11 protein-coding genes are annotated in these 17717 nt (G+C 74.0%); 9 read left to right on the top strand and 2 right to left on the bottom strand.

From position 1 onward, the window contains the following. Positions 1 to 138, bottom strand: coding sequence for a 50S ribosomal protein L34 (gene rpmH / locus ABQ292_RS17770; protein WP_040338882.1), 138 nt, complete (start codon positions 136 to 138; stop codon positions 1 to 3). Positions 139 to 889: 751 nt separating this feature from the next. On the opposite strand from rpmH, the gene dnaA reads away from it, so the two are divergent. The 7 genes from dnaA to ABQ292_RS17735 all read left to right on the top strand — a co-directional run bounded on the left by dnaA (position 890) and on the right by ABQ292_RS17735 (position 10689). Beyond that, complete coding sequence (gene dnaA / locus ABQ292_RS17765; protein ID WP_369208817.1) at positions 890 to 2689, top strand: chromosomal replication initiator protein DnaA; 1800 nt, start codon at positions 890 to 892, stop codon at positions 2687 to 2689. Positions 2690 to 3666: 977 nt separating this feature from the next. After that, positions 3667 to 4854, top strand: coding sequence for a DNA polymerase III subunit beta (dnaN, locus tag ABQ292_RS17760; RefSeq protein WP_369208815.1), 1188 nt, complete (start codon positions 3667 to 3669; stop codon positions 4852 to 4854). Positions 4855 to 5031: 177 nt separating this feature from the next. Further along, positions 5032 to 5964 (top strand): phosphogluconate dehydrogenase (NAD(+)-dependent, decarboxylating), encoded by a 933-nt coding sequence (gene gnd / locus ABQ292_RS17755; RefSeq protein ID WP_369208813.1) that lies wholly within the window; start codon positions 5032 to 5034, stop codon positions 5962 to 5964. A 177-nt stretch (positions 5965 to 6141) separates the two neighbouring features. Then, positions 6142 to 7314 carry a DNA replication/repair protein RecF gene (gene recF / locus ABQ292_RS17750; RefSeq protein WP_369208811.1) on the top strand — a complete coding sequence of 391 codons (1173 nt, stop codon included), beginning with the start codon at positions 6142 to 6144 and terminating at the stop codon, positions 7312 to 7314. Continuing rightward, positions 7307 to 7807 (top strand): DciA family protein, encoded by a 501-nt coding sequence (locus ABQ292_RS17745; protein ID WP_369208809.1) that lies wholly within the window; start codon positions 7307 to 7309, stop codon positions 7805 to 7807. The genes recF and ABQ292_RS17745 overlap by 8 nt, the downstream gene beginning before the upstream one ends. Before the next feature lie 45 nt (positions 7808 to 7852). Beyond that, entirely contained in the window at positions 7853 to 8767 is a 915-nt protein-coding gene (locus tag ABQ292_RS17740) for a hypothetical protein (protein WP_369208807.1), read from the top strand. Between the two features lie 35 nt (positions 8768 to 8802). Beyond that, positions 8803 to 10689, top strand: a complete 1887-nt coding sequence (locus tag ABQ292_RS17735; protein WP_369208805.1) for an ABC transporter ATP-binding protein — start codon at positions 8803 to 8805, stop codon at positions 10687 to 10689. A 193-nt stretch (positions 10690 to 10882) separates the two neighbouring features. Here the strand turns inward: ABQ292_RS17735 and ABQ292_RS17730 are convergent, their stop codons facing one another. Next, positions 10883 to 12397: an SDR family oxidoreductase gene (locus ABQ292_RS17730; RefSeq protein ID WP_369208803.1), complete on the bottom strand. Its 1515-nt coding sequence runs from the start codon at positions 12395 to 12397 to the stop codon at positions 10883 to 10885. 281 nt (positions 12398 to 12678) lie between these two features. On the opposite strand from ABQ292_RS17730, the gene gyrB reads away from it, so the two are divergent. Beyond that, a complete protein-coding gene (gene gyrB, locus ABQ292_RS17725; RefSeq protein WP_369208801.1) occupies positions 12679 to 14715 on the top strand; it encodes a DNA topoisomerase (ATP-hydrolyzing) subunit B in 2037 nt (678 codons plus the stop codon). Positions 14716 to 14822: 107 nt separating this feature from the next. Further along, positions 14823 to 17291, top strand: coding sequence for a DNA gyrase subunit A (gyrA, locus tag ABQ292_RS17720; RefSeq protein WP_369208799.1), 2469 nt, complete (start codon positions 14823 to 14825; stop codon positions 17289 to 17291). Positions 17292 to 17717 lie beyond the last annotated feature (426 nt).

Genomic DNA, 17717 nt, shown 5'->3' with positions numbered 1-17717 from the left:
TCAGGCGGAGAGCTTCTCGCGACCCTTGCGGCGGCGGCCGGCGAGGATCGCGCGGCCGGCACGGGTGCGCATCCGCAGCCGGAAGCCGTGGGTCTTGGACCGGCGGCGGTTGTTCGGCTGGAAGGTGCGCTTGCTCACGAGGTACTCCTACGGCAGGACATCGGTGGTGCGGGCCCGCCGGTGTGCAGGCACGCTGCGGGGCGCCGGCCGCAGCGGCGACGGCCGCTCCGCAGCACCCCGGGAGGCTGGTCGCTGTGGGCCGCCCCCGCCGCCTCCGGACACGGTGTGACACCACTCGGCGGCGGACCGTGTCAGGGCACCGCGACCGGTCCACAGACTCCGACCAGCATAGCCGAGGTCGGCCGGTCCCCGGGACGCCGACCGGGAGGGGACCGCCGGGGAGCCGGAACGGGTCCTGGCCGGGACCCGACCGGCCAGGCTGCACCGGCCAGGCGGACACGCGGTGTCGGCGCGCCGACGCGCAGCGGACGACACGCCGACCGACACGCACACCGGGCATCCCACCGGCACCCGGGCTTCGTTGCCGGGCTGTGGACGAGGCTGTTAGCGTCGCCGTCGCTCCGGTCCGGGCAACCGCGTCCGGTCCGGGAGCCGACCACCCGGTCGACCCGACCGCCGTCCGCCCCGATCCGCATCCCGACCTCCCTCCCGACCAGTGACGACGCACGGGGAGAGCCCGCCGGAGCGGGCTCGCCGAGCGCCGTGTCGCCGGCCGTGCACAGCCTGTGGACACTCGTGTGGAACACCTGTGTCCGGATGTCCACAACCGGACAGCCGCGGGCCCGCGCGGAGCGGGGACGCCGGGTCGGCTCCCGGGGACGCCGGGTGAGCCGACGGCGGGGACGAACTGCGTGGGGAGGACACGGACATGGCCGATGCCACGGTCGATCTGGCGACGGTCTGGGACTCGGTCCGCGAACGGCTGGCCACCAGCCTGACCCGCCAGCAGAACGCGATGCTCGACCTGACCCGGCCGCTGGGGCTGGTCGAGGACACCGCGGTGCTCGCCGCGCCCAACGAGTTCACCCAGACCGTGCTCGAGTCGCGCATGCGCCGGGTGCTGGCCGAGGCGCTGTCCGAGCAGTTCGGCCGCGACATCCGGGTCGCCGTCCAGCTCGAGGACAGCCCCGCCGACGTCGCGCCGGCGCGGACGGACGCCCCGACCCGCCGGCCCTGGACACCCCCGGCCGAGGACCGGCACACCGACGAGGACCGTGAGCGGGCCGACGACGGGCGCAGCGCCTTCGGCGTGCGCAGCGACGCGCGCCCGCTGGACCGGTCCTTCGACGGGGCCGGCTTCGACCCCGCGCCCGCCTACGACCCGCCGTCCTACGACCCTCCGGCGTACGACGTCCCGGCCGCCTCGGCCGGTGCCGGTGAGCCGGCCGAGCGCCCCGGGGCCGACGAGTGGGGTGCCACCGACTGGAGCCCCGCCGGCCGGGGCCGCAGCGGCGGCCGGCGCCGCGGTCCGCGCCCGGGGGAGGGCGCCGAGGTGCTGCCCTTCGACCTCGGCGACGACGACGTCCCCGCCGGGGTGCCCGAGGACGTCGACGGTCCGCCGCGACGCAGCACGGGCACGCGCGGGGGCGGGAGCGCGGTGCCGCTGTTCGGCGACCGCCGTCCGCCGGGTCTGGACCCGGGCCTGAACCCCAAGTACGTCTTCGACAGCTTCGTCATCGGCAACAGCAACCGGTTCGCCCACGCCGCGGCCGTCGCCGTCGCCGAGGCGCCGGCGCGGGCGTACAACCCGCTGTTCGTCTACGGCGACTCGGGGCTGGGCAAGACGCACCTGCTGCACGCGATCGGGCACTACGCGGCGCGGATGTTCCCCAACGTGCGGGTGCGCTACGTCAGCACCGAGGAGTTCACCAACGAGTTCATCAACCTGGTGCACTCCGGCCGGGCCGAGGACTTCCGCCGCCGCTACCGGGACATCGACTTCCTGCTCATCGACGACATCCAGTTCCTGGAGCGCGCCGAGCGGACGCAGGAGGAGTTCTTCCACACCTTCAACACGCTGCACAACGCCAGCAAGCAGATCGTCATCACCTCCGACCGGGCGCCGAAGAAGCTGACGACGCTGGAGGACCGGCTGCGCACGCGGTTCGAGTGGGGGCTGATCACCGACGTCCAGGCGCCGGACCTGGAGACCCGCATCGCGATCCTGCGCAAGAAGGCCTACGGGGAGCGCCTGCAGGCGCCCGACCCGGTGCTGGAGTTCATCGCCAGCAAGGTGCAGACCAACATCCGCGAGCTCGAGGGCGCGCTGATCCGGGTCACCGCGTTCGCCAGCCTCAACAAGCAGCAGGTCGACCTCCCGCTGGCCGAGCTGGTGCTCAAGGACCTGATCAGCGACGAGCAGGGCCCGCAGATCACCGCGGCGATCATCATGGCGGCGACCGCGGAGTACTTCTCCGTGACGATGGAGGAGCTGCAGGGCGCCAACCGCAGCCGCACGCTGGTCAACGCCCGCCAGATCGCCATGTACCTGTGCCGGGAGCTCACCGAGCTGTCCCTGCCGCGGATCGGTGCCTCCTTCGGCGGCAAGGACCACACCACCGTCATGCACGCCGTCAAGAAGATCACCAACCTGATGAGCGAGCGCCGCGCGACGTACACGCAGGTCACCGAGCTGACCGCACGGATCAAGAGCCGCGCCCGGCAGTGACACGGCGGTCCTCCGGGCCCCACTCGTCGATCGCACCACCGCCAGGTGCCGTCCCCCTGCCGGGCCGAGCCGCTGCGGCCCTCCCTCCTCCGGGACCCTCCGGCGCGCTGCCCGGTCCGCCGGCCAGCTGCCGCCCTCTGTCGCGCTGACGACCACGGTCGGCCGCTCGCGTGGGCCCCGGCGACCTGCCGTTCTGCACGCCGTCGCGCGCCTCCGTCCCGCGGCTGTCCACAACCGGGGGGGAGGACGGCGACCTGCCCGTGGAGCCCGTCGTCGCGGGCATCCGCGCCGGTCGGCCGCCCCTGCGCTGTCGACACGTCGAGGAGTTGTCCCCAGGGATGTGCACACCCTGGGGAGATCGTCTCGATACCGGCGCGACCCGTACCCGGCCGGACCGCGGTCGGGGTCGAGGCGTCCCGCCGTCCCCAGAGCCGTCCCCATCCTGTGCAGTGGACGGGCGACAGGGCGCGGACCTGCACGGATGCCCCGTCGAGGACGCGTCACATGCCCCGGAGCCCGCCGCCGTCGCCCGACGCCGCCGAGGGGCTGGGTACGGACTGGGGACGGACCCGGGAGGGACGGGGGACAGCGGGTGGACGACGGACGGTGGGTGTGCACGGGCGTCGAGATGTCCACGTGTCGACAACAGCGGGACACCGGTTGCCCACACCGGACCAACATGTCGACTTCCGGGCTGACCTGCGGAAAGGGGTCCGATCCCCAGATTCCACACCGGTGATGACGGAGATGAGGGAGAGATGTCGAGGATTCCTTGAACCCCAGTAGGGGTGGGGAGCTGCGGCCCGGGGGGTCACCCGGGCCGCAGCTCCCCGGGCTCAGGGACAGGTGCAACGGGCCTCGATCGGGTCCCGGGTTCCCTCGGACCAGGCCGGACGGGCACGATGAACGACGCACCGCGCCCGGTCGGCGCACGGACGCCGGACAGCAGCGGTGCGCAGACGACAGAGCAGTGGGCCGTGCAGAGCTGGGGTGGGTCGGTCATGGAGTTCCGGGTGACACGCGAGGTGCTCGCCGATGCCGTCGCGTGGACGGCGCGCAGCCTGCCGCCGCGCCCGTCGGTGCCGGTGCTCGCCGGCATCCTGCTCGAGGTCGACGGCAGCCAGCTGTCGGTGTCCGGCTTCGACTACGAGGTCTCCGCGCGCGCGGAGGTCGACGTGCAGGGCGGGGAGAGCGGACGCGTGCTCGTCCCCGGCCGGCTGCTCGCCGAGATCACCCGGGCGCTGCCGCCGCACCCGGTCGACGTCCGCGCCGAGGGCCCGCGCCTGTCGATCACCTGCGGCAACGCCCGCTTCAGCCTGCCGACGCTGCCGGTCGAGGACTACCCGTCCCTTCCGTCCATGCCGTCGTCGGCCGGCGTGGTCGACAGCGACGTCTTCGCCGAGGCGGTCGCCCAGGTAGCCGTCGCCGCCGGGCGCGACGACACCCTCCCCATGCTCACCGGCGTGCGGCTGGAGATCGACGACGACCGGGTGACCCTCGCCGCCACCGACCGCTACCGGCTGGCCGTGCGCGAGTTCTCCTGGCGCCCGGAGACCCCGGGGCTGTCGGCCGCCGTGCTGGTGCCCGCCCGCACGCTCGCCGAGGCGGCCCGGACGCTCACCAGCGGCCCGGAGATCGTCGTCTCCCTGTCCTCCGGCGGCTCGGGCGAGGGCATCCTCGGCCTGTCGGGCAAGGACCGGCAGACCACCACCCGGCTGCTCGACGCCGAGTTCGTGAAGTACCGGGCGATCATGCCGAGCGAGTCCAGCGCCAACGCGACGCTGCCGGTCGTGCAGTTCACCGACGCCGCCAAGCGCGTGGCGCTGGTCGCCGAGCGGGGCACCCCGCTGCGCTGCGAGTTCGCCCCCGGTCAGGTCACCCTGCGCGCCGGCGGCAGCGACGACGAGGGCCAGGCCGAGGAGCGCTGCGACGTCGAGTTCGACGGCGACCCGCTGACCATCGGCTTCAACCCGACGTTCCTGCTCGACGGGCTGGCCGCTGTGCACACCGGCCGGGCGCGGATGGACTTCACCAGCCCGCTCAAGCCGGCCGTGCTCTCCGGCGTCGAGGAGCCGGCCGCGGACGACGGGGACGGGGCCCAGCGCCCCGCCGACCGCCCGGGCAGCTACCGCTACCTGATCATGCCGGTGCGCCTGCCCGGCTGACGGACCCCGTCCTCCCCGTCCTCCGCGAGCTCACGGTGGGACCCGGGACGGGGCCAGGTGTTCGGAGCCACCGGCCCGGGCACCGCACACCACGTCGGCCCTCCTGCAGGGTCCCGCCCCGAGCCTCGAGCGGTGGGGGCAGGAGGGTCCTTCTACTGCGAGGAGAGGACGAGAGCCGTGCAGCTGGGGCTGATCGGGCTGGGCAAGATGGGCGGCAACATGGCCGAGCGGCTGCGCCGCGCCGGTCACGAGGTCGTCGGGTACGACCGCGCGCCCGGCAAGCGGGACGTCGACAGCCTGGAGGGGCTCGTCGGCGCGCTGTCGGCCCCGCGCGTGGTGTGGGTGATGGTCCCGGCCGGTGACCCCACGCGGCAGACCGTCCGTGAACTGGGGGAGCTGCTCGAGCCGGGCGACGTCGTCGTCGACGGCGGCAACTCCAAGTTCACCGACGACAAGGTGCACGCCGAGATCCTGGGCGAGAAGGGCATCGGCTACGTCGACGCCGGCGTCTCCGGCGGGGTGTGGGGCCTGGAGAACGGCTACGCGCTGATGGTCGGGGGCTCCGCCGAGGACGTCGCCAAGGTGCAGCCGGTGTTCGACGCGCTCAAGCCGCCCTCGCCGACCGACGAGGCGGGGGAGCCCATCCCCGGCGCGGGCTTCGTGCACGCCGGCCCGGTCGGGGCCGGCCACTACGCGAAGATGGTCCACAACGGGATCGAGTACGCGATGATGCAGGCGTACGGCGAGGGCTACGAGCTGCTGGCCGCCGTCGACCTCGTCGAGGACGTGCCCGGCGTCGTCGCCTCGTGGACCCAGGGCACCGTCATCCGCTCGTGGCTGCTGGACCTGCTGGTCCGCGCGCTGCAGGAGGACCCCACCCTGGAGAAGATCTCCGGGTACGCCGAGGACTCCGGTGAGGGCCGCTGGACGGTCATGGAGGCCATCGACAACGCCGTCCCCATGCCGGCGATCGCCGCCTCGCTGTTCGCCCGGTTCTCCTCCCGCCAGGAGGACTCCCCGACCATGAAGGCGGTGGCCGCGCTGCGCAACCAGTTCGGCGGGCACGCGGTGCACGGCGTCCGGGCAGAGGAGGTCGAGCGGCCCGCGTGATGGAGGACCCTCCTGCCCCCGGGGAAGGACCTGCCTGCCCCTCGGTGAGGACCTCCCTGCCTCCCCGGAAGGCCGACGGAGGCTCGCGGTGGGGCCCTGCAGGAGGGCCGACGGAGGCTCGCGGCGGGCCCCTGCAGGAGGGCCGTTCCGGCACCTCGTCACCGGGCCTGGTCTGAGGTGTACGTCCGGCACCTGCAGCTGGTCTCGTTCCGCAGCTGGGAGAAGGTCGACCTGGCGCTGCGGCCGGGTCCCACGGTGTTCGTCGGCGGCAACGGGGAGGGCAAGACCAACCTCGTGGAGGCGGTCGGCTACCTCGCGACCATGAGCAGCCACCGCGTGTCGGCCGACGCCCCGCTGGTGCGGCACGGGGCGGCGCAGGCCGTCGTCCGGGCGGCGCTGCGGCGCGAGGACCGCGAGCTGCTCGTCGAGGTGGAGGTCAACCCCGGGCGGGCCAACCGGGTGCGGGTGAACCGGGCCGCGCTGCCCCGCCCGCGTGAGCTGCTGGGCCTGGTCAAGACCGTGCTGTTCGCCCCCGAGGACCTCGCGCTGGTGCGCGGCGACCCGGCCGAGCGGCGGCGCTTCCTCGACGACCTGCTGGTCAGCCGCACCCCGCGACTGGCCGGCGTCCGCAGCGACTACGAGCGGGTGCTCAAGCAGCGCAACGCCCTGCTCAAGACCGCCCGGATGGCCCGCGGCGACGCGCTGGCCACCCTCGACGTCTGGGACACCCACCTGGTCGAGCTCGGCGGGCAGCTGCTGGCCGCCCGCCTGGCGCTGGTCGCCGACCTGGCGCCGCACGTGGCCCGCGCCTACGCCGGCGTCGCCGGACCGGGCTCCGTGACCGCGGGCCTGGGCTACGCCAGCAGCGTGCCGCGGGCCGGCGACGGGTCCCCGCTGGAGCCCGGCGCCGCGACGCCGCCGGCCGCCGAGCTGTCCGCGGCGCTGCGCGAGCGGATCGCCGAGCGCCGGCGTGACGAGGTCGACCGCGGCGTGACGCTGGTCGGCCCGCACCGCGACGACCTGGTGCTGCACCTGGGGCCCGCGCCGGCCAAGGGCTTCGCCAGCCACGGGGAGTCGTGGTCGCTGGCGCTGGCCCTCAAGCTCGGCTGCTTCGCCCTGCTGCGGGCCGACGGCGAGGAGCCGATCCTGGTCCTGGACGACGTCTTCGCCACCCTGGACGCCGGCCGGCGGGCCGCACTCGCCGACGTCGCCCGCTCGGCGGAGCAGACGCTCATCACCGCGGCCGTCCTCGACGACGTCCCCGAGGAGCTGAGGGGAGCGCGCGTGGAGGTCTCCGACGGGACGGCGACGGTGGTGGACTCCACCGAGGAGGAGGTGCCCGGTGTCTGACGACCGTCCGGCCCGGCCCAGCGACATCGCCCGTGCCGCGCTCGAGGCGGCCCGGGCGGCGTCGGCGGCGCGGCCGGCCCCCACCCGCCGCCGGGTGGCCGGCCCGCGGCGGCGGTGGACCGGGCCGCACCCCGGCGACGACGACCCGCAGCCGCTGGCCCGGCTCGTCGACTCGCTGGTCACCACGCAGGACTGGTCGGAGCAGACACGGGTGGGCGCGGTGTTCGGCCGCTGGTCGGCGCTGGTCGGGCCCGACATCGCGGCGCACTGCCGCCCCGAGACGCTCACCGAGGGCGAGCTGCTCGTCGTCGCCGAGTCCACCGCCTGGGCCACGCAGCTGCGGCTGCTGGCCCCGACCATCCTCGCCAGGCTGCGCGCGCAGGTCGGCGGGGACGTCGTGACCCGGCTGCGCGTTGTCGGACCGACGGCCCCCAGCTGGAAGAAGGGCCCGCGGTCGGTCCGCGGGCGGGGGCCCCGCGACACGTACGGATGAGGGCACGCCCGGCGCGGACCGGGCACCCGGGAGGACGGTGCAGCGATGAGCGGCCCGAGCGACCACGACCGTGACGACGACCGCCGCCCCGGCGACGAGGGCCGGCCCGACGGCTGGCAGGAGCCGGCCCACCTGGGCGACGGGGACGGCGTCGACCTGACCAAGGGACGGCCGGGCGCCGGCTCCGGCGCGAGCGCCTGGCAGCCGCCGGGCTGGGACCTGCCGCCGGCCGAGGACGAGCGCCGGCCCACCGAGGAGCCCGCGCAGCCGGCGGCCGGGCCGCAGGACGCCGGGCGGCAGGTGGACGTCGGGCAGCCACAGGCGGGCGGGGTCGCCTGGGGTCCGCGGCTGCGGCCGCCGTCGGTGGTCGAGCAGGTCTTCCGCTACCAGGGTGACCCGGTGGGCGCCCAGGGCTGGGCGCTGCAGCACGGCTGGGCGATCTCCGACGGGACCGCGCCGGAGGACGCCGTCCTCGCCGAGCTGGTGGCCACCGCGCCGGTCCGCGCGACGAAGGACCACCGCCCGGCCGGCGTCATGCGCGGGCGGGCCGGTGCGCTGGAGCTGGTGGCCTTCGACGTCGTCTTCGTCGACAAGCGCTACACCGTGCCGCAGTACGCCGTCACCGCCGCGCCGGTGCTGCTGCCGCTGCCGGGCCTGCGGCTGTCCCCGGCCCGCTTCTGGCGGCACCGCACCGGCGGGCTGGTGCCGGTGCCCAGCGGCGACGAGGTCTTCGACGCCCGCTGGGTGCTGCTGGCCGGCGAGGACGGCGAGGCGGTGCGCCGGCTCGTGGCCGACCCGGCCGTGCGCGGGCTCCTGCTGGGCACCGACGACGGCGACGAGTTCTGGGCCGCCGCCGGGCACCTCGCCGCCATCCGGCCCGACGGCCACCGGCCGGAGCTGCTCGAGCACCACGCGCGGCTGCTCGGTGCCATGGTCTCCGCCCTCGCCGGCGTCGCCTGATCCCGGCACCCGAGCGGCGAGACCGGGAAGCCGACGTGGCCGTCCCCACCGACAGCACGCCCCCCACCGACAGCACGCCCCCCACCGACGGCGACCCGACGCCCGGGTCGGCCCTCGACGACGCTCCCGGCAGCACCACGCCCGTCGACGCCGCCCCGGCGCCCGCTCCGGCGCCGACCCCGGCCGCCGGGCTGCGCGAGCTGCTGCCGCTGGTCCGGCCGCACCGCCGTCCGCTGCTGCTGGCCGCCGGGCTGTCGCTGGTGGGCGCCGCCGCGGCGCTGGCCCAGCCGGCGCTCACCGGCCGGGTGATCTCCGCCGTCGCCGCGGGCCGGCCGCTGCTGCCCGCCGTCGCCGCGCTGCTGCTCGTCCTGGTCGCCGGGGCGGTGCTCAACGCCGTGCAGTCCTACCTCCTGCAGCGCACCGGCGAGGGCGTCGTCCTCACCACCCGCCGGACGCTGGCCGACCGGCTGCTGCGGCTGCCGGTGGCCGAGTACGACCGCCGCCGCACCGGCGACCTGATGTCCCGCATCGGCGCCGACACCACGATGCTGCGGGCGACGGTGACCTCCGGCGTGGTCGAGGTGGCGGGGTCGGCGGTCGTCGGCGTCGGCGCGCTGGTGGCCATGGCGCTGGTCGACGTCTGGCTGCTGCTGGTCACGGTCACCTCCGTCGCGGTGGGGCTGACCGTGGTGGTCAGCACCAGCCGGCGGGTGCGGAAGCTGTCCCGCGAGGCGCAGGAGGAGGTCGGCGCGATGACGGCGTCGGTCGAGCGGGCGCTGTCGGCGGTGCGCACCATCCGGGCCAGCGGGGCCACGGCCCGCGAGGTGGCCGGCGTCGGCGAGAGCGCGGCGCGCGCCTACCGGGCCGGCGTCTCGGTGGCCCGCGTGGAGGCGCTGGTGGCGCCGGCCGGGTCGATCGCCGTCCAGGGCGCGTTCCTCGCCGTCCTGGGGCTGGGTGGCTACCGGGTGGCGACCGGCTCGATCGCCGTCGCGGACCTGGTCGCGTTCATCCTCTACCTGTTCCTGCTGGTCATGCCCCTGGGCCAGGCGATCGGGGCGTGGACCCAGCTGCAGACCGGGCTGGGCGCCCTGGCCCGCGTGCAGGAGGTCCTGGCGCTCGAGCCCGAGCGCGACGACGCCGCCGAGGTGGGCGGCGCGACGACGGCGCCCCGCGTCCCCGCGCCCGGCTCACCCGCCCCGCTGCTCGAGCTCGACGACGTCTCGTTCGCCTACCCCGACGGCACGGAGGTGCTGCGCGGGGTCTCCCTCGCCGTGCCGCCCGGCAGCCGCGTGGCGCTGGTGGGGCCCTCGGGCGCGGGAAAGTCCACGGTCCTGGCCCTGGTCGAGGGCTTCTACCCGCTGTCGGGCGGCGCGATCCGGTGGGCCGGCACCGACGTCCGCGAGCTGCCGCGCGCGGCGCTGCGGGCCCGGCTCGGCTACGTCGAGCAGGAGGCGCCGGTACTGGCCGGGACGGTGCGGGAGAACCTGCTGCTGGCCGCGCCGGACGCCGGTGACGACGAGCTGTGGGCGGTGCTCGCCGACGTCGGCCTGACCGGCGTGGTGCAGCGCTCGGCGCGCGGCCTGGACGTGCCGGTCGGCGACGAGGGCGTGCTGCTGTCGGGTGGCGAGCGGCAGCGGCTGGCGATCGCCCGGTCGCTGCTGTCCCGCCCGGCGCTGCTGCTGCTCGACGAGCCGACGGCCAGCCTCGACGCCCGCAACGAGGGGCTGCTGCGCCAGACGCTGGCCGCGGCGGCCGCCGACCGGGCGCTGCTCGTCGTCGCCCACCGGCTGTCCACCGTGCTCGACAGCGACCAGATCGTCGTCCTCGACGCCGGCCGCGTGGTCGCCCGCGGCACGCACGCCGAGCTGGTGGAGACCAGCCCGCTCTACCGCGAGCTGGCCACCGCCCAGCTCCTCGTCTGAGGCACGGCCCGGCCCCCTGCAGGGTCCCGCCGCGAGCCTGCGAGTGGTGGGCGGCAGGGGGTCCTTCCACTGATCGTGGCGCGCCCTCGCCGACCGCCCACCGTCAGGGAGGACGCGCTGCTGTGTGGGAGGACGCGCTGCGTCGGGAGGACCGCCGTGTCACCGTGCGCGTCGCCGGTGGGCCGAGGGGGGACTACGCCGCCCGGTCCGCCGTCGTCGCGCTGGGTGCGTCGAGCGCCTCGGCGGTCTTGGTGATGTTGCGGATCATGCTGCCGAAGACGATCCCGTGGAAGGGCGAGACGCTCCACCAGTAGAGCTGGCCGAGCAGGCCCAGCGGGTGGAAGGTCGCCTTCTGCCGCAGCCGGGTGCGCCCCGAGTCGGCACGTTCCACGTGGAACTCCAGCCAGGCCAGACCGGGCAGCCGCATCTCGGCGCGCAGCCGCAGCAGCCGGCCCTCGTCGAGCTCCTCGACCCGCCACCAGTCCAGCGCGTCCCCGACGTAGAGGTCGCGGGGGTCGCGCCGGCCGCGGCGCAGGCCGACGCCGCCGACCGCCCGGTCCAGCCAGCCGCGCACCTCCCAGGCCAGCGGGAAGCTGTACCAGCCGGTCTCCCCGCCGATGCCCTCGACGACCCGCCACAGCGCCTCGGGCGAGGCGTCGGTCTCCCGGCTCCGCTCGTCGAGGTACAGGCTGCCGCCGGCCCAGTCGGGGTCGGAGGGCAGCGGGTCCGACGGCGCCCCGGGCACCGAGGCGCCGGACCACCGGGTGTCGACGGCGTTGTTGCGGACCTTCTGCACGGCCAGCTGCACCGCCTCGTCGAAGCCGAGCAACCCGCCGGGCGGGTCGGGCACGTACTGCGCGATGTCGTGCTCGGAGCAGACGACGGTGTTGCGCAGCGACTCGACCAGTGGCCGGGCGATGCCCGCCGGGACCGGCGTGATGACGCCGACCCAGTGGCTCGACAGCGACGGCGAGAAGATCGGGACCGGGATGATCCGCCGCCGCGGCAGGCCGGTCACCTCGGCGTAGCGCTGCATCATCGTGGCGTAGTCCATGACGTCGGGGCCGCCGATGTCGAAGGAGCGGTGCACGTCGGGCGGCAGCGTGGCGCAGCCCACGAGGTAGCGCAGGACGTCGCGGATGGCGATCGGCTGGATCCGGCTGTGCACCCAGCGCGGGGTGACCATGACCGGCAGCCGCTCGGTGAGGTAGCGCAGCATCTCGAAGGACACCGAGCCCGAGCCGAGGATGATCGCCGCACGCAGGACCACCGTGGGCACCCCGGAGTCCAGCAGCACCCGTGCCACCTCGCTCCGGCTGCGCAGGTGCGGGGAGAGCTCCTCGTCCTCCGGCTCGAGCCCGCCGAGGAAGACCAGCCGGCCGATGCCGGCCTCCTTCGACGCGCGGGCCATCAGCTCCGCCGTCCGCCGTTCCGTCGCCTCGAACTCCGGGCCGCTGCCGAGGGAGTGGATGAGGTAGTAGGCGACGTCGACGTCCGCGCAGGCGCGGGCCACCGCGTCGGCGTCGGTGGCGTCGGCCTCCGCGACCTCCACCTGCCCGATCCAGGGCCGGTCGCGCAGCTTCCGCGGCGCGCGGGTGAGCACCCGGACGCGGTGGCCGGCGGCCAGCAGCTCGGGGACGAGACGGCCGCCGACGTAGCCGGTGGCGCCGGTGACCAGACACGTGAGTGCGCGCTGCGCGGGTTGCATGTCCACCAGTCTGGGAGCCCGTGGCGGACGGTGCCGTCCGATCGACCCGTCCAGCGGCTCTGGGCGGGCGTGTCGACCCCCGGGCCAGCACAGGTGGTGCAGCCGGTGCCGCGAGTGGCGCAGGCGCCACGTCAGGGCGTGGACGGCGACGTTCCTGTCGGTGGACCCGGTAACATGGAGGTCAGGAATCCCCAGCATCCGGCTCAGCGGCGCTGTGCGCCCTCGGGCCCCTCCCCGTCGGGAGGGCCGCCCGCACCGGGAGCGTGACAGAAGGGCCCCACGTGGTCGCTCGGACCCAGACCGACAACAGCTACTCCGGCAGTTCCATCACCGTCCTCGAGGGGCTCGAGGCGGTCCGCAAGCGGCCGGGCATGTACATCGGCTCGACCGGGGAGCGCGGCCTCCACCACATGGTGTGGGAGGTCGTCGACAACTCCGTCGACGAGGCGCTGGCCGGCCACTGCGACACCGTGCGGGTCACCCTGCTCGCCGACGGCGGGGTCCGCGTCGAGGACAACGGCCGTGGCATCCCCGTCGACATGCACCCGCGGGAGAAGCGGCCCACCGTCGAGGTCGTCATGACGGTGCTGCACGCCGGTGGCAAGTTCGACGGCAAGAGCTACGCGGTCTCCGGCGGCCTGCACGGGGTCGGCGTCACCGTCGTCAACGCGCTGTCCAGCGCCCTGGACGTGCGCGTCTGGCGCGACGGCCGTGAGTGGCACCAGTCCTACGTGCTGGCCAAGCCCGGCCCGCTCGAGGAGATCGGCCCGACGAGGAAGCGCGGCACCCAGATCACCTTCTGGGCCGACGGCGACATCTTCGAGACGACCACCTACTCCTTCGACACCATCAGCCGCCGGCTGCAGGAGATGGCGTTCCTCAACAAGGGCCTGACCATCGTCCTGCGCGACGAGCGACCGGGACACAGCAAGGTCGAGTCCGGCATGGCCGAGGAGATCACCCTCGCCGAGGCGGCCGTGGAGCCCGGCGCCGAGGCGGCGGCGTTCGAGGCCACCGAGATCACCTACCGCTACGACGGCGGCCTCGAGGACTACGTCAAGCACATCAACGCGAAGAAGTCACCCATCCACAAGTCGGTGGTCAGCTTCGGCGCCGAGGGCCTGGGCAAGAACGACATGCGGATGTCGGTCGACGTGGCGATGCAGTGGTCCGACGCGTACTCGGAGTCGGTCTACACCTTCGCCAACACGATCAACACGCACGAGGGCGGCACCCACGAGGAGGGCTTCCGCGCGGCGCTGACCTCGATCGTCAACCGCTACGCCGTCGAGAAGAAGCTGCTCAAGGAGAAGGACGAGAAGCTCACCGGCGAGGACATCCGCGAGGGCCTGGCCGCGATCGTGTCGGTCAAGCTCGGCGACCCGCAGTTCGAGGGCCAGACGAAGACCAAGCTCGGCAACACCGAGGTCAAGGGCTTCGTGCAGCGGGTCTGCAACGAGCAGATCACCCACTGGTTCGAGGCCAACCCGAGCGAGGCCAAGACCATCATCACCAAGGCCAGTTCGGCCGCCCGCGCCCGCCGCGCGGCGCAGGACGCCCGCAAGCTGGCCCGCAAGAACCTGCTGAGCAACAACTCGCTGCCGGGCAAGCTGGCCGACTGCCGCTCCACCGACCCGCGCGCCTCGGAGATCTACATCGTCGAGGGCGACTCGGCCGGCGGCTCGGCCAAGTCCGGCCGCGACTCGATGTTCCAGGCGATCCTGCCGATCCGCGGCAAGATCATCAACGTCGAGAAGGCGCGCATCGACCGGGTCCTCAAGAACAACGAGGTCCAGTCGATGATCACCGCCTTCGGCACCGGCATCCACGACGAGTTCGACGTCTCCAAGCTCCGGTACCACAAGATCGTCCTGATGGCCGACGCCGACGTCGACGGCCAGCACATCCGCACGCTGCTGCTGACGCTGCTGTTCCGCTTCATGCGGCCGCTGGTCGAGGCCGGCTACGTCTACCTGGCCCAGCCGCCGCTGTACAAGATCAAGTGGGGCGGCAAGTTCGGCGACGAGTACGTCTACAGCGACAAGGAGCGCGACGCCGTCCTCAAGGCCGGCGCCGAGGCCGGCCGCAAGCTGCCCAAGGACGACGCGATCCAGCGGTTCAAGGGGCTCGGCGAGATGAACGCCACCGAGCTGTGGGAGACCACGATGGACCCCGAGACGCGGATCCTGCTCCAGGTCACGCTCGAGGACGCCGCGACCGCCGACGAGCTGTTCAGCGTGCTGATGGGCGAGGACGTCGACGCCCGCCGCAGCTTCATCACCCGCAACGCCAAGGACGTCCGCTTCCTCGACGTGTGAGTCGAAGGACCCCCTCGCCCCCACCGCTCGCAGGCTCGCGGCGGGACCCTCCGAGGGGGCCGGCATGGGGCAGCGACCTCGTCCCCTGAACCGTGGAGACCTGAAGAGTGACCGAGACACCACCCCGCGACCGCGTCGAGCCGGTCGACCTCCAGCAGGAGATGCAGCGCAGCTACATCGACTACGCGATGAGCGTCATCGTGGGCCGCGCGCTGCCCGAGGTCCGCGACGGCCTCAAGCCCGTGCACCGCCGCGTGCTGTACGCCATGTACGACCAGGGCTTCCGCCCCGACCGCGGGTACGTCAAGTGCGCCCGCGTCGTCGGTGAGGTGATGGGTAACTACCACCCGCACGGCGACAGCTCGATCTACGACGCCCTCGTGCGGCTGGCCCAGCCGTGGTCCATGCGGTACCCGCTGGTCGACGGGCAGGGCAACTTCGGCTCGCCGGGCAACGACCCGGCCGCGGCCATGCGCTACACCGAGGCCCGGCTCACGCCGCTGGCCATGGAGATGCTGGCCAACATCGACGAGGAGACCGTCGACTTCCAGCCCAACTACGACGGCAAGAACCAGGAGCCGCTGGTCCTGCCGGGGCGCATCCCCAACCTGCTGATCAACGGCTCGGCCGGCATCGCCGTCGGCATGGCCACCAACATGCCGCCGCACAACCTGCGCGAGGTCGCCGCCGCGGTGTTCTGGGTGCTCGAGCACCCCGACGCCGAGCCGGAGGAGGCCCTCACCGCGTGCATGGAGCGGATCAAGGGCCCCGACTTCCCGACCCACGGCCTGATCGTCGGCCGCGAGGGCATCGACGAGGCCTACCGCACCGGCCGCGGCTCGGTGCGCATGCGCGCGGTGGTCACCGTCGAGGAGGACGCCCGCGGCCGGGTGCAGCTGGTCGTCACCGAGCTGCCCTACCAGGTCAACCCGGACAACCTCGCCGAGGCGATCGCCGACGCGGTCAAGGACGGCCGGCTGCAGGGCATCAGCGAGATCGCCGACGAGTCCAGCGACCGGGTCGGCCGCCGGCTGGTCATCACCCTGCGCCGCGACGCCGTGGCCAAGGTCGTGCTGAACAACCTCTACAAGCACACCCAGCTGCAGACCTCCTTCGGCTGCAACATGCTCTCGATCGTCGACGGCGTCCCGCGGACGCTGCGCCTCGACGAGCTGGTGCGCCTCTACGTCGACCACCAGATCGAGGTCATCCAGCGACGGACCCGCTACCGGCTGCGCAAGGCCGAGGAGCGCGCGCACATCCTGCGCGGCTACGCCAAGGCCCTCGACCAGCTCGACGCGGTCATCGCGCTCATCCGCAGCAGCGAGTCGGCCGAGGCGGCCCGCAGCGGCCTGATGGAGCTCCTCGACGTCGACGAGATCCAGGCCGTCGCCATCCTCGACCTGCAGCTGCGCCGGCTGGCCGCCCTCGAGCGCCAGCGGATCATGGACGAGCTGGCCGAGATCGAGGCCCGCATCGCCGAGCTGCAGGCGATCCTCGACTCGCCCCAGCGGCAGCGGGAGATCATCCGCGACGAGCTGGCCGAGATCGTCGAGAAGTACGGCGACGACCGGCGCACCAAGTTCGTGGCCAACGACGGCGACGTGACGATGGAGGACCTCATCGCGGAGGAGGAGGTCGTCGTCACCATCACCCGCACCGGCTACGCCAAGCGGACCAAGAGCGACCTCTACCGCTCCCAGCGCCGCGGCGGCAAGGGCGTGATGGGTGCGGCCCTCAAGCAGGACGACCTCGTCGACCACTTCTTCGTGGGCTCCACCCACGACTGGATCCTGTTCTTCACCAACAAGGGCCGGGTGTACCGGGCGAAGGCCTACGAGCTGCCCGAGGCCAACCGCACCGCTCGCGGCGCGCACGTGGCCAACATCCTGGCGTTCCAGCCCGACGAGAAGATCGCCCAGGTCATGCAGATCAAGGACTACGGGGTCGCCCCGTACCTGGTCCTGGCCACGTCCAACGGGCAGGTGAAGAAGACGCGGCTGACCGACTTCGACAGCCCGCGCACCGGCGGCGTCATCGCGATCAACCTGCGCGACGGCGACGAGCTGGTCGGCGCGGCGCTCATCGACCCCGAGCAGGACCTGCTGCTGGTCACCCGCAAGGCGATGTCGATCCGGTTCAAGGCCGACGACGCCACGCTGCGGCCGATGGGACGGGCCACCGAGGGCGTCCGGGGGATCTCGCTGGGCTCGGACGACTCGCTGCTGTCGATGATGGTCGTCGAGGAGGGCGTCGACGTGCTCGTCGCCACCGAGCGCGGCTTCGCCAAGCGCACCGGGATCGAGAACTACCCGAACCAGGGTCGCGGCGGCAAGGGCGTGCTCACCGCCGACCCCAAGGCACGCAAGGGCAACCTGGTCGGGGCCCTGGCGGTGCAGCTCGGCGACGAGCTGTACGCCATCACCTCCGGCGGCGGCGTCATCCGGACCCCGGTCAACGGGGTGCGGCACAACAAGGACCGCGCCACCATGGGTGTCAAGCTCATGAACTTGCCCGAGGACGTGACGATCGTGGCCATCGCGCGCACGACGGACAACGACGAGCCCGCCGCCTAGGGTGGGACCGGGAGCACGGGGGACCGTGGCCACGCGCCACGGCTCCCTGCGGCCTCCTCCTGACGGGAACGACCGGCGCCCGGGCGCCCCTGGCACCGCGCCGGGACACCCGGGCGCGAGAACGCGGCGAGGGCCGCAGGCGAACGGGAGACTGGCATGAGCGACCGGCCGCAGGCGGTGCGCACCGGGGTCCGCCGCGACGGCGCCGGAGCGGACAGGACGCCCGAGGCGGACCAGTCGCCGGCCGGCCCGGCAGGGACCTCTCCCGCCGGTGGCCCGTCTGCTGGTGGTGCGTCCGCGGGCGGTGCGCCTGCCGGCGGTCCGTCCACCGGTGCGTCCGCTGCCGGTGCGTCCGCTGCCGGTGCGTCCGCTGCCGGTGCGCCGGCCGCGGGTGCGCAGAAGGCTGCCGCCCCGGCCGGTCAGCCG

It is taken from the genome of Geodermatophilus maliterrae (genome assembly GCF_041018925.1).
In the GTDB taxonomy this organism is placed as follows: Bacteria; Actinomycetota; Actinomycetes; order Mycobacteriales; family Geodermatophilaceae; genus Geodermatophilus; species Geodermatophilus maliterrae.
The sequence above is the reverse complement of the archived record's forward strand: the minus strand, read 5'-3'. Positions and strand labels throughout refer to the sequence as shown.